Annotated in this window: 12 protein-coding genes; 9 read left to right on the top strand and 3 right to left on the bottom strand. The window is 59.2% G+C overall.

Annotated elements, in window-relative coordinates:
- Window positions 1-62: 62 nt before the first annotated feature.
- Together ACQY1L_RS22155 and ACQY1L_RS22150 are read right to left on the bottom strand one after the other, a co-directional pair.
- The gene (locus tag ACQY1L_RS22155; RefSeq protein ID WP_062458936.1) at window positions 63-1,091 is read right to left on the bottom strand and encodes an ABC transporter permease; all 1,029 of its coding nucleotides are present in this window, start codon (window positions 1,089-1,091) and stop codon (window positions 63-65) included.
- Entirely contained in the window at window positions 1,084-2,676 is a 1,593-nt protein-coding gene (locus tag ACQY1L_RS22150; RefSeq protein WP_430244554.1) for a sugar ABC transporter ATP-binding protein, read from the bottom strand. Before ACQY1L_RS22150 ends, ACQY1L_RS22155 begins: the two co-directional genes overlap by 8 nt.
- Window positions 2,677-2,896: 220 nt before the next feature.
- Between ACQY1L_RS22150 and ACQY1L_RS22145 the strand changes: the two genes are divergently transcribed.
- From ACQY1L_RS22145 to ACQY1L_RS22105, 9 genes are all read left to right on the top strand, one after another.
- Window positions 2,897-3,583, top strand: coding sequence for a FadR/GntR family transcriptional regulator (locus ACQY1L_RS22145; protein ID WP_062458943.1), 687 nt, complete (start codon window positions 2,897-2,899; stop codon window positions 3,581-3,583).
- 55 nt (window positions 3,584-3,638) lie between these two features.
- Entirely contained in the window at window positions 3,639-5,171 is a 1,533-nt protein-coding gene (locus ACQY1L_RS22140) for a UxaA family hydrolase (protein ID WP_430244551.1), read from the top strand.
- 76 nt (window positions 5,172-5,247) lie between these two features.
- The gene (locus ACQY1L_RS22135; RefSeq protein WP_430244548.1) at window positions 5,248-6,066 is read left to right on the top strand and encodes a bifunctional allantoicase/(S)-ureidoglycine aminohydrolase; all 819 of its coding nucleotides are present in this window, start codon (window positions 5,248-5,250) and stop codon (window positions 6,064-6,066) included.
- A gap of 211 nt (window positions 6,067-6,277) precedes the next feature.
- Window positions 6,278-7,369 (top strand): pyrimidine utilization protein A, encoded by a 1,092-nt coding sequence (gene rutA, locus ACQY1L_RS22130; protein ID WP_062458952.1) that lies wholly within the window; start codon window positions 6,278-6,280, stop codon window positions 7,367-7,369.
- A complete protein-coding gene (rutB, locus tag ACQY1L_RS22125) occupies window positions 7,366-8,100 on the top strand; it encodes a pyrimidine utilization protein B (RefSeq protein ID WP_184655227.1) in 735 nt (244 codons plus the stop codon). Before rutA ends, rutB begins: the two co-directional genes overlap by 4 nt.
- 26 nt (window positions 8,101-8,126) lie before the next feature.
- A complete protein-coding gene (gene rutC / locus ACQY1L_RS22120; protein ID WP_062458958.1) occupies window positions 8,127-8,513 on the top strand; it encodes a pyrimidine utilization protein C in 387 nt (128 codons plus the stop codon).
- Window positions 8,514-8,517: 4 nt separating this feature from the next.
- Window positions 8,518-9,297 (top strand): pyrimidine utilization protein D, encoded by a 780-nt coding sequence (gene rutD, locus ACQY1L_RS22115; protein ID WP_430244544.1) that lies wholly within the window; start codon window positions 8,518-8,520, stop codon window positions 9,295-9,297.
- A 39-nt stretch (window positions 9,298-9,336) separates the two neighbouring features.
- Window positions 9,337-9,858: a flavin reductase gene (locus ACQY1L_RS22110; RefSeq protein ID WP_430244541.1), complete on the top strand. Its 522-nt coding sequence runs from the start codon at window positions 9,337-9,339 to the stop codon at window positions 9,856-9,858.
- 686 nt (window positions 9,859-10,544) lie between these two features.
- Entirely contained in the window at window positions 10,545-11,303 is a 759-nt protein-coding gene (locus ACQY1L_RS22105; protein WP_430244539.1) for a WecB/TagA/CpsF family glycosyltransferase, read from the top strand.
- Window positions 11,304-11,358: 55 nt separating this feature from the next.
- Here ACQY1L_RS22105 and ACQY1L_RS22100 read toward each other — a convergent pair whose 3' ends face one another.
- Window positions 11,359-12,942 (bottom strand): glucosamine inositolphosphorylceramide transferase family protein, encoded by a 1,584-nt coding sequence (locus ACQY1L_RS22100; RefSeq protein ID WP_430244538.1) that lies wholly within the window; start codon window positions 12,940-12,942, stop codon window positions 11,359-11,361.
- Window position 12,943: the final 1 nt, after the last annotated feature.

The raw sequence follows: 12,943 nt of genomic DNA, 5'->3' as shown, positions 1-12,943 counted from the left end.
CGTTTTCGCCGCCCCGGGGAACTCCCACCCCCATTGTCGCGGAAAAGGGTCCGCACCCTTCTTCACCGGCGGTTGCGCAATTGATCGATCCAGACGGTGATCAGGATGACGAGGCCGATGATGATCTGTTGTGTGAAGGCGGAAACGCCGTTCATGTTAAGCCCGTTGCGCAGGATGCCGATGACGAAGGCGCCGATCGCCGTTCCGGAAATTGTGCCGACACCGCCGATCAGCGAGGTGCCGCCGATGACGGCGCTGGCGATGGCATCGAGTTCGTACATCACGCCTTCGTTCGGCTGCGCCGTCACGAGGCGGGACATCAGCACGCAACCGGTCAGGCCAGCGAGCGTGCCTGACAAGATGTAGGTGAAATTGGTGACGCGGGCGACGTTGACGCCAGAAAGCCTTGCAGCGTCCGCGTTCGAACCGACCGCATAGATATGGCGGCCGAGCACGGACCGGTTCAGCATGAAGGACACGGCAATCGCAATCACGATCATCAGGATGACCGGATAGGGGATGCCCGGGAAGACCACCGTCGGGAAGCCGTCGTCGCCGATGGTGACGACGCGAAACAACGAGCCGTTGCCAAGCACGCCGAAGGATTCGCCAAGGCCGGAAACAGCGCGGGCACCGGTAATCTGAAGCGCCACGCCGCGGGCGATCAGCATCATCCCGAGCGTCGCAATAAAGGGCGGCAGTTTCATCTGGGTCACCAGAATGCCGTTGATCAGGCCGCAGAGGCTGCCGACGAGAATGCCGACGAACATGCCGAGCGGAACCGGCAGGCCGAGCTCCTTGACGCAGAGAGCCGCGACGACGCCTGCCAGCGCCAGCACAGAGCCGACGGACAAATCGATGCCGCCGGTAATGATGACGCAGGTGGCACCGATGCCGAGAAGGGCAATCGAGGTGACCTGCAAGGCGATTGTCATCGCATTGTTGACGGTGAAGAAGGCGTTGCTGCTGAATGAAAACACCAGCACAAGAACAAACAGGCTGCCGAGTGCTGCAAACTTCTGGATGATGTCCTTTTGGCGGTCGCTCAGCGAAACGCTCCGCGACTTCGAGGGTTCAGTAATATCAGCCATGCTTGCTCCTTGCGCCAGCGTCCGCACCTGATGTCCGGCTGTAGCCGGAGGCGTAGCGCATTATCTCTTCCTGGTTGGTCTTTGCCGTTTCCAGCACGCCGGTGATCCGGCCATGATGAAAGACCGCAACCCGGTCCGTCATGCCCATGATTTCGGGCAGTTCCGAACTGATCAGCACCACGCCGATGCCGTTTGCGGCCAGTTCGTCCATGATCTTGTAGATTGCGAGCTTTGCGCCCACGTCGATGCCGCGGGTCGGCTCGTCGAAGAACAGGACCTTCGACTTGCGGAAAAGCCATTTGCCGATGATGATCTTCTGCTGGTTGCCGCCCGAAAGAAGCCGCACCTGCTGCCGGATAGAAGGCGTGCGAATGTTGAGGAGGTCGACATACTCGTTGGCGACCTTGTCTTGCGCCTTGAAATCGATCAGTCCGAAGCGATCCGACAGCGCTTCCATGTTGGCAAGCGTCATGTTCGCATCGACAGGCATCTTGATCGCCAGTCCCTGCGCCTTGCGGTCTTCCGAGAGGTAGGCGATGCCCGCATCGATCGCGTCCCGCGGAGAGGAAATCGAAAGTGTCTGCCCATGCAGGGTGATCGTCCCGGCATCGATCGCATCGGCGCCGAAGATTGCGCGGGCCACTTCCGTGCGCCCGGCACCCATCAGGCCTGCAAAGCCCAGAATTTCGCCGCGACGAAGCGTAAACGAGATGTCTCTGAAGACGCCGGTGCGATTGAGACCGTCCACACTGAAAATGACGTCGTCACTCGGCGTCGAGGTTCTCTCTGGAAACTTTTCTTCCAGCGAGCGGCCGACCATCTTGGAGACGATGTCATCGACGGTTGTCGCTGCAAAATCGTCGGTGGCGATAAAACGACCATCGCGCAGCACCGTGACGCGATCAACGATCTCAGCCATTTCGTCGAGCCGGTGAGAAATGTAGACGACCCCGACGCCTGATGTCTTGAGATCACGGATGACTTTGAACAGAAGCCGCGTTTCCTGCTCGGTCAAGGACGAGGTTGGCTCGTCCATGATCAGGACTTCGGCATCCAGCGACAATGCCTTGGCGATCTCCACCATCTGGCACTGCGCCACGGAAAGCCCACGGACGGAGACATCAGGGCTGATATCGACGCCCAGCCGGTCGAGACAGCGCTTGGCATCTGCCCGGAGTTTCTTGCGGTCGACGAGAAAGCCGCGGCGAGGCTCGCGGGCGAGATAGATGTTTTCGGCGACGGTCAGATGCGGAACAAGATTGAGTTCCTGGTGGATGATGGCGATGCCAGCGGATTCGGACTGCCGCGTCGACGAGAAATTCCGCTCTTCGCCCTTGTAGGTGATGGTTCCGGATGTGGGCTGATAAACGCCGCTGATGATCTTCATCAGCGTTGATTTGCCTGCGCCGTTTTCGCCGCACACGGCATGCACTTCGCCGCGACGAAGGTCGAAGCTGACGTCGGCTAGAGCTTTGACGCCCGGAAATTCCTTTGAGATGTTGTCGAGCCGCAGAAGTGCGTCAGCTGCTGGCACGCCAACGGCCGGGCGCAAACGCGCCTCGAGTACCGAATGATCGGTCTGCATCCTCCACATCCTCCTCTTGTCGCAAGCTTGCGACTGCCGGTCAGCTCCACCCATCCGGTCTGGCCAATATTGCTAGGCGGCCTTACCAAAATGGTCAAGCCAGTTTCGTGGCGAAGGACGAAATTTGTGTTTTCTCAGCGTTACGGGACATATAGCTGTTGTCATTGGCCTTGCCAGTTCAGCGGTCAGGCAATATGGTAAGGCCAGTTTTGGAGCGCTTATGAACGGAATTCGGATCCCGGAACGCCGGCTTTATCAACAGATCGCAGACCAGATCCGCGGCTTGGTGCAGAATGGGCAGTTTCGTTTCGGCCAGCGCCTGCCGGCGGAACGCGAGCTTGCGCAGCAGCTTGGTGTGTCGCGCCCGTCGCTACGCGAGGCGTTGATCGCGCTTGAACTGGACGGCACTGTCGAGATCCGCATGGGGTCTGGCGTCTATGTCGTTCCGGCCGCCGAGCGGCGCGCTGCATGGTCGGGGTCCATGGGAGAGAGCCCGGCCGAGCTGATGCAGGCGCGTGCGACAATCGAGGGTGCCGCCATCGTTCTTGCCTGCGCGCGCATCACGCCGGAGGCGCTTGCTACGCTTCGTCAAACGCTCGACGCGATGGCGATCGAGATAGAGGAAGGCCGCAAACCGGTCGACCAGGATCGCCAGTTCCACCTGACGATCGCCACCCAGTCGGGAAACAGTGTCATTGGCCGCATCATCGGCGATCTGTTTGACGATCGGCACAGCCCTCTTTCCGCCCAGCTTCGGGAGCATTTCGAAACACCGGAAACATGGAGTTGCGCCCTCGCGGAGCATGAGGAAATCCTGACCGCGCTGGAAGCGCGTGACGGGCTGCTAGCCCAAGCAATGATGCGCATGCATCTGGAGGAATCGAAACGCCGCTGGCTTGACCACTAGCAGCGGAAAACCATAACCAACCCCGATTTTGATACCTCCAGGGAGGAGGTCCATTATGAATGACATGACATCCCCGGTCATCGTGCTCAATACTGCCGATGACGTTGCCGTTGCCCGCCGGTCGATCCAGCAGGGTTCGCCCGTTGGTATCGAGGCCTTAATGGCGCGCGATCTGATCGGCCGTGGCCACAAGGTTGCGCTCAGGGCGATTGCGGCCGGCCAGGAAGTCAAGAAATACGGTCAGGTGATCGGTCTTGCGACGCAGGACATCGCGCCCGGCAATCACGTGCACCTGCACAATCTGGCGATGCTTCCATCGACGCACGAGCACCAGTTTTGCGTCGATGGTGGCGAGCGTGCCCTTTTGCCGCTCGAGCAGCGCCGGACATTCATGGGTTTCGATCGCGGCCTCGGTGGCGCCGGCACGCGCAACTACATCGGCATCATCTCCTCTGTGAACTGTTCCGCCACCGTCTCCCGTTACATTGCGGACTATTTCAACCGCATGGGTGGGCTGGACGGGTTCGGCAATATCGATGGCGTCGTGGCGCTGACGCATAGCAGCGGCTGCGCGATCAACAACAAGTCGGAAGGCTACCGCCTGCTGATCCGCACCATCCAGGGCTATGCCCGGCATCCCAATTTCGGTGGCATTCTGATGATCGGCCTCGGCTGCGAAACCAACCAGATCGCACCGATCCTTGAACATTACCGGATGGAGGAGGGCGAGCGGCTGCGGACGATGACGATTCAGCAGCATGGCGGGACCAAGAAGACGATCGACGCCGCGATCGCCATCATCAAGGAAATGCTGCCCATGGTGAATTCCGCCGTGCGCACCGAGCAGCCCTTGTCGAAGCTGAAGCTTGCTCTCGAATGCGGCGGCTCGGATGGCTATTCGGGTATCTCTGCAAACCCGGCACTCGGCCATGCTTCGGATTTGATCGTCCGCAATGGCGGCACGACCGTTCTTGCCGAAACGCCTGAGATCTACGGTGCAGAACATCTGCTGACGCGTCGCGCGTCGACACCTGAGGTCGCGCAGAAGCTTCTGTCGCGCATCGATTGGTGGCGCGACTATACGGCGCGCAACGGTGACGAGCTGAACAACAATCCCTCCTACGGCAACAAGCTTGGCGGTCTCACGACCATTCTCGAGAAGTCACTCGGTGCTGTCGCCAAGGGTGGCTCCATGCCGCTGAAGGCGGTCTACGAGTTTGCCGAGACGGTGACAGAGCAGGGCTTCGTCTTCATGGACACGCCCGGCTATGATCCGGTCGCCGTGACCGGCCAGGTCGCCGGCGGCTGCAACGTCATCTGTTTCACCACCGGCCGCGGCTCGGTTTCCGGCTTCAAGCCGGCCCCTTGCGTCAAGATCGCCACCAATTCCGAAATGTACGAGCACATGAAGGAAGACATGGACATCAACTGCGGTGGGATCGTCACCGGCGACGAGACGATCGAGCAGTCCGGCGAGCGTATTTTCGAGCATGTGATCGCCGTCGCGTCAGGCGAAAAGACCGTGAGCGAGATCTACGACTATGGCGACAACGAATTCGTGCCATGGCAGGTCGGAGCCGTGACCTGACGGAAAACGGATATTGCCCGTGCTGAAAACCGTGCTTACACCTGAGGGATAAGCCAAGCATGGGGAATCGCAGCGCATGACGACCAGCCGTTACTACTCGAATATGGGTGGCCTGCCGCCCCAGACGGACCTTCTCAGCAGCAAGGCGGTGTTCACCACCGCCTATGCGGTCATCCCGCGTACTGTCATGAGCGACATCGTCACCAGCATGCTGCCGCATTGGGAGAATGCGCGGGCCTGGATCATTTCCCGGCCGCTCTCCGGTTTCGCCGAAACCTTCGCGCAATACATCATGGAAGTTGCTCCGCAGGGCGGCAGCGCTCGTCCCGAGCCGGACCCTCGCGCCTCGGCCGCCATCTTCGTCGTGGATGGCGAGATGACGATCGAGATGGACGGCCAGCAAAACCAATTGCGGACCGGGTCGTTTGCCTATCTTCCGGCCGGCTCGAAATGGCAGATCTGGAACCGTAGTGGCGCTCCGGTGCGGTTCCACTGGGTTCGCAAGGCGTTCCAGGTGGTCGATGGTCTGGACATGCCGCCGGCGATCTTTACCCATGAAGACGACTGCGTGCTCGACCCTATGCCCGATACGGACGGCAAATGGGCGACGACCCGCTTCATCGATCCCTCAGACATCCGCTATGACATGCACCTCAACATCGTCACCTTCGAGCCGGGTGCGGTGATCCCGTTCATGGAAACCCACATCATGGAACACGGGCTCTATGTTCTCGAAGGCAAGGCCGTCTACCGCCTGAACCAGGATTGGGTCGAGGTGGAAGCCGGCGACTATATGTGGCTGCGCTCCTACTGCCCGCAGGCCTGCTATGCTGGCGGTCCAGGCCGCTTCCGCTACCTGCTCTACAAGGACGTCAACCGGCATCCCGCACTGTAACGGGACCTGCCGAAGCCGTTGCTGCACACGGCTTCGGCAGATCTCCCACCAAAAAATTTATCAGATGGTCAAAAATTTATCAGCCGATAAAATATCTTTGAGGCTCCGTCTGGCAAGTCATTGAAACTTATGAGAGGCTACAACTGGCACGTAGCTTGCGTCCGTTCTGTTTATCGCATTGCCTGGAAATCCAGCATGGAAGGATCGGAATATGGAAGTCGGAGTCTTCATCCCAATCGGCAACAACGGTTGGCTGCTTTCGGAAAACGCACCGCAGTACAAGCCGTCGTTCGAGCTGAACAAGGAAATCACGCTCAAGGCCGAAAAATACGGGTTTGATTTCGCGCTGTCGATGATCAAGCTGCGCGGATTCGGCGGCAAGACGGAATTCTGGGACTACAATCTGGAATCCTTCACGCTGATGGCAGGCCTTGCCGCCGTCACTTCCAAGATCAAGCTGTTCGGCACCGCCGCAACATTGATCATGCCGCCAGCAATCGTCGCGCGCATGGCAACGACGATCGACAGCATTTCCGGCGGACGCTTCGGCATCAATCTGATCACCGGCTGGCAGCGCCCCGAATACAGCCAGATGGGGCTCTGGCCCGGCGACGACTATTTCGCCGATCGCTATGCCTATCTCGGCGAATATACGACCGTTCTGAAGGAACTCCTGACCACCGGCCAGTCGGATCTCAAGGGCAAGTATTTCCAGATGGACGACTGCCGCATGAAGCCGATCCCGGAAGGGGATGTGAAGGTGATCTGCGCGGGCTCATCCAATGCCGGCATGGCCTTCTCGGCGGAATATGCCGATTACAGCTTTTGCTTCGGCGTCGGCGTCAACACACCGAAGGCCTTTGCGCCGACCAACGAACGCCTGCTGGCAGCGACCGAAAAGACCGGCCGCGACGTGCGCTCGTTCGTGCTGACCATGGTTCTTGCCGAAGAGAAATCCGAAGACGCCTGGGCCAAGTGGGAGCACTACAAGGCCGGTGCCGATCAGGACGCGATCAAGTGGCTCGGCCTTCAGAGCGCTGTTGATACCAAGTCCGGCTCCGACACAAATGTCCGCCACATGGCAAACCCGGTTTCGGCGGTCAACATCAACATGGGAACGATCATTGGCTCCTATGCCGAGGTTGCGGCGATGCTGGACGAGATGGCCGAAGTGCCGGGCACCGGCGGTGTCATGCTGACCTTCGACGATTTTCTCGAAGGCATCGAAAAGTTCGGACAATTCGTGCAGCCGCTGATGAAAAGCCGCCAGCACATCAAGATGGAACTGGAGGCTGCGGAATGACCGGTGTCGCAGGATATCAGGCACCAGCAAGCCGTCTGGAAAGCGTGACGCTTCCCGCACGACCGGAACCGATCTCGATGAAGCCATCGGAAACCGCCGTCGTCGTCGTCGACATGCAGAACGCCTATTCAACAGAAGGCGGCTATGTCGATCTCGCCGGCTTCGACATCGCCGGCGCCAAGGGCACGATCGCCAACATCAAGAAGACGCTGGATGCAGCGCGCGAGAACGGCGTGCAGGTGATCTATTTCCAGAATGGCTGGGACAAGGACTATGTGGAAGCCGGCGGCCCCGGTTCTCCCAACTGGCACAAGTCGAATGCACTGAAGACTATGCGGGCGCGGCCGGAACTGCAGGGCCAACTGCTTGCCAAGGGCACCTGGGATTACGCGATCGTAGACGAGCTGCAGCCGAAGCCTGGCGATATCCTTGTGCCGAAGACCCGCTACTCGGGCTTCTTCAACACCAACATGGACAGCGTGCTGCGCGCACGCGGCATCCGCAATCTCGTCTTCGTCGGCATTGCCACCAATGTCTGCGTCGAAAGCTCGCTGAGAGACGCGTTTCACCTCGAATATTTCGGCGTGATGCTGGAGGATGCGACCCATCACCTGGGGCCGGACTTCATCCAGCAGGCGACCGTCTACAATGTCGAGAAATTCTTCGGCTGGGTCGCGACCGTCAATGATTTCTGTGGCGCCATCAGCCAGGCCGCTCCGACCGATATGTGAATTTGAAAAACAAAGAGGAGAACGGAATGCCAAAGTCGATCATCGTTCCGGAAGGAACCCAGAAGCCGATCGCGCCCTATTCGCCGGGAACGCTGGCAGACGGCATTGTCTACGTCTCGGGGACCTTGCCCTTCGACAAGAACAACGACGTCGTCCATGTGGGTGATGCCGGAGCACAGACCCGTCACGTCCTGGAGGTCATCAAATCCGTCATCGAGACCGCCGGCGGCACGATGGAGGACGTCACGATGAACCATATCTTCATCACCGACTGGGCGAATTATCAGGCCGTGAACAAGGTCTACGCGGAGTATTTCCCGGGCGACAAGCCGGCCAGGTATTGCGTTCAGTGCGGCCTGGTGAAGCCGGACGCTCTCGTTGAGATCGCCACAGTCGCCCACATCGGCAAGTAACGGCATGGTTCATTACGATATTTTTGGCGCGTCGGGAGAGGACGCGTTGACCATCATTCTGTCCTCCGGCCTCGGCGGCAGCGGCACCTACTGGACGCCGCAGATCGAGGCGCTTTCCGAGCATTTCCGGGTGATCACCTACGATCACTTGGGAACTGGCCGTTCCCCTGGCGAGGTGCCCGAGCAAGGCGGCATCGCGGCCATGGCGGATGACGTCATGAAGCTCGCGGAAGAGCTCGGCCTCAAGACATTCAGCTTCATGGGCCATGCGCTTGGTGGTCTAATCGGGCTCGAGATCGCCGCACGCCAGCCGGAGGTGATCGACAGGCTTGTGCTGATCAATGCATGGGACAAGGCCGATCCGCATTCCGGCCGCTGTTTCGACGTGCGGATTGCGCTTCTCAAAAACTCCGGCGTCCCGGCCTTCGTGAAGGCGCAACCGCTGTTTCTCTATCCGGCCGTCTGGATGTCTGAAAACGCCGAACGCATGAATGCCGAGGAGGCGCATGCAGCGGCCCATTTTCAGGGCGAGCAGAATATCATGAGGCGCATTGCAGCTCTGAGAAGCTTCGACATCGGCGACCGGCTTGCCGAAATCACTCATCAGACCTTGCTGGTCGCCACTAAGGATGATCTCCTTGTGCCCTACACCCGCTCGGTACGGCTTTCGAACATGATGCCCAATGCCGAACTCGCTTTGCTGGATTTCGGCGCACATGCGGTGAATATCGTTGATGCACCGAAATTCAACAAACTCGTGGTAGATTTTCTAAGCCGGGTTTGATTTCATCTGTACGCTCGAGCTGAAAGTTTTGAGATAGCCATGTCCGTGAATGCATCTGCCCCTGCGCTCGACGTTAATCCAGAAGTCGTTGACGGACGGATGAACTTTCGAAACGCGATGTCGCGCCTCGGCGCCGCCGTTCATATCGTCACCACGGATGGACCGGGTGGCCGTGCCGGATTTGCCGCCACCGCAGTCTGCAGCGTTTCCGACAGTCCCCCGACGCTTCTCGTTTGCCTCAACCGAACCTCGAGCGCCTATTTGCCGCTTAAGGAAAACGGCGTCCTCTGCGTCAACGTCCTCTCGGCCGACCATGCAGACCTCAGCCAGCTTTTCGGGGGCAAGACGCCCGTCGATGAACGGTTTGCCGGAGCAACCTGGGCGCCGCTAACAACGGGCAGCCCGGCACTCGACGACGCTCTCGTCTGTTTCGATTGCCGCGTTGTGTCCGTTGCCGACGGTCACACGCATGACATCCTGATCTGCGAAGTGCTCACCACGGTGCAGCCAAAGGCTGGTCAGTCGCTTATCTATCTCGATCGAAAGTATCACGCGCTTTAGTGGGGAGTGACATTGGGGTTTGTTCAGACGAGCAATGCTCGGATGATCGCCCAAGGTCAAAGCGCATGGTCTGAACGTAAGGGCAGGAGTTCATGGGAAGCACAATGTGGTGCCTGGCAGCGGTCGCGGAAATCGCGATTGTCGTCGCGGCCGTCGTCTATACCGCGCGTGACCGCCGGAAGCAGCAGCGGAAAAGCCGCCGGAACGCGTACAGAAACGGCAACCGTTAAGACGTTTCTTCTGCGGTAGAAAATCGATGTTCACCGGCAGACTTTAAACCGATCCCGTCATCAAGATCGTCTGCGACCGACCGGGTTGCCGAGAATGCCGCGCGAATATGTCTCGGGGCCCCGTACGGTCAGCGTTCAAGCACTCTGATTCTCATGGATCGACGCTTTGCAGGTGAACGGACCGGTTGTCCCGAATTGGAACACACACTCTCGTGCATGGTCCTTTTTGGTAAGCATCTGAGTGAATATCAACCACCTCATTCGCGTTGTTTTTCAACGAGTTCTGACATTGTTTCAGAATTAACTATCGCACTACATATCAATTGAGTGATGGACGGCGAGGGCTATATCTCATCGTAGAAAGGTCCCCGCAAGCCGTGGTCTGACCTTCCAAACGAGGCAGATATGGGTAAGCCATCACTACACCCTGGCGACGTTTACGCACAGGAAAGCACGATGGGCCAGTGGCCCACGACGGTGCTTGGCGGTCTTCCCGTTGTCCGCTGCAGCATGGATGAGGCGGCGCAGGGTTTCATCGATGAAGCGCTCCTTCACCGGGGCAGCAGTGCCAAGCCGTTCTATTCCACCTCGGCAAACGGACAGGTGATCGCGATGTGCGCGAAGAAGGCCGACTTCCAGGAGTTGATGCTGGAAGCCGACCAGATCCACGCCGATGGCATGCCCATGATCATGTATTCCAGAATGTTTTCGTCGCATCCTGTGACTGAACGGATCGCGACGACCGATCTCGTGCATTCCGTGGCAGTCAAGGCAGAGCGGGCAGGTGTCAGTTTCTATTTTCTCGGCGGAACCGAAGAGGTCAACGCCAAGGCAGTCGCCGCAATGCGGACCAGGTATCCAAACCTCGAATTCGCTGGGCGCAGAAACGGCTACTTCAAGCGTGGCGAAGAGGATGCGGTGATCGCCGACATCCAGGCAAGCAAGCCCGATATTCTATGGATCGGGTTGGGCTTCCCACTTGAGCAGGCCTTTGTCAGCCGGAACATCGACCGGTTGCGATCCGTCGGTGTGATCAAGACCTCAGGCGGTCTGTTCGACTTCGTCTCGGGGAAAAACGCCCGCGCGCCGTTGTGGATGCAGCGGTACGGGTTGGAATGGGCCTACCGGATGTATAATGAGCCGCGCCGCCTGACGATGCGGTATCTGCTGTCGAACCCGGCTGCCATTCGCGCGCTGTTCACCCACTCGAATTGATCGGGTGCTGCCTTCCGATAAAGGCAGGCCATTGATGCGCTCATTACGAGCCGAGTCACGCGCCAGGTTTGTAGAAATTGTCGACGATGCCGGCCGCGAACGACCATTTCGGGCGGATAATGCTTCCGTCGATCGCTTCCATGTAACCATTGCCATTCAGCGTATGCAGCTTTCGGCCGGGCCAGTGCTTGCCGGGGCTCAAGTGCTTTACGATCACCTGATCGAACCGTTCGTCATCCAGGCGCGTCACTTCGGCAAGGCTCAAAGCTGCCCCATAGCCGTTGCGGCAATCCTGCACGGGACGCAGCAGTTTGCCGTCGCGCCATATCATGTTGCCCGCGGGTCTCGCGGATCGGTCGTTGATGACAAGCGGGTTCGCGGCGTGCGGTCGCCAGGGGCCGAGAAGCGTTTCCGCCGACCATAAGCAGAGCGTATCGGAATAGCCGCCGATACCATCCCTTGTCACAGCGAACATCCAGAACTTTCCCGCGTGCTGGATGATCGTCGCATCGGCGGCCTCGATGCCGGAAACAAGTGTCGCGTGTTTTTCCCAGCCGAACGGAAAGCGCGTTGCCCTGTAGATGGAAATCTCGCCGCTGAGAGACGCCTCCGGAACCATCCAGATCTCACCATCCGCTTCGATGAGGAACGGATAAGACAGATGCCAGGACTCTTCCAGAACAGGGATGGCTGGGCCCGGCCGTCCTTGTTCGTCAAACTCGACGACGCTGATGATGCCCTTCTGGGTCTTCTGATCAAGATCCTCGAAGAAGAGATAGTCCTTGCCCTGCCAACGAAACGAAAAGGGGTCTGCGTAAAAATGGTCGATTGGGTCCGCGAGAACCTGCCAGGGTGTCCCGCCGAGGTCGCGTCGTTGCCAAACGTCATTGTCAGAGGTGACCCGACGCCAGCCGATCCGCCAGTGGGGAGCGTGGCAGCATAGCCGATAGGCAGCGCGGGCCGCGGCAGATGCCAGCATCTTGGCGCTACGAACAGTCACCGCTTTGCGGCTGATAGCGCGTGCGTGCGGCTGGGCCGTGTTGTCTGCAATACGCGGCGCGCGCGGTTCTTCCGGCAAAGCCTTGATGAGAAGGATGGCTGTCCGTGACCAAACGGCTTCCATCGCGCCACCGATACCAGCCGCAGCTTCGAGGGACGCAAAGCCATCGGCAACAATCCAGCGCTCGCCGGAAGGCAGGGTGCACTCAATCTCGATATGCGGTGTTCCCTCGAAAAACAGCGCCGAAGCGAGACTGAATTCACCGGCGTGGCCGTTGAACAACGGCCGATAGATCCGTGTCGATCGGGGGGATGCGCTTCGGTTCGATGTGAGGTCGATGACAATATCCGGAGCTGTGTTGTCTGACCGGGTTCGCCAGTCCGCCAGCGCATCCGGCTCAATACGGTCGCAGAGGCACGGCTGATGGCGTCGAAGCACCATCTTCTCAAGCTGCAAAAGACTTTCGAGGGCAGGCTGCGCTGCCTGATCAGCCCCTTGGACCAATTGAAGGCGCACCGTGGTACCGGCGGCGCGCTGCTCAAGCCGACGGCAGAGCCACTGTATCCACGCCGATGTGGAGGAGCGCTCCGCCACAATCTCGATGGTCAGCGGAGGGACGGAGTTTGAAACGCTGTCCATC

It is taken from the genome of Neorhizobium sp. DAR64862/K0K3 (assembly GCF_050500185.1).
Classification (GTDB): Bacteria; Pseudomonadota; Alphaproteobacteria; order Rhizobiales; family Rhizobiaceae; genus Neorhizobium; species Neorhizobium soli.
Note: the sequence above shows the minus strand (reverse complement) of the source record. Positions and strands in the feature narration are given on the sequence as shown.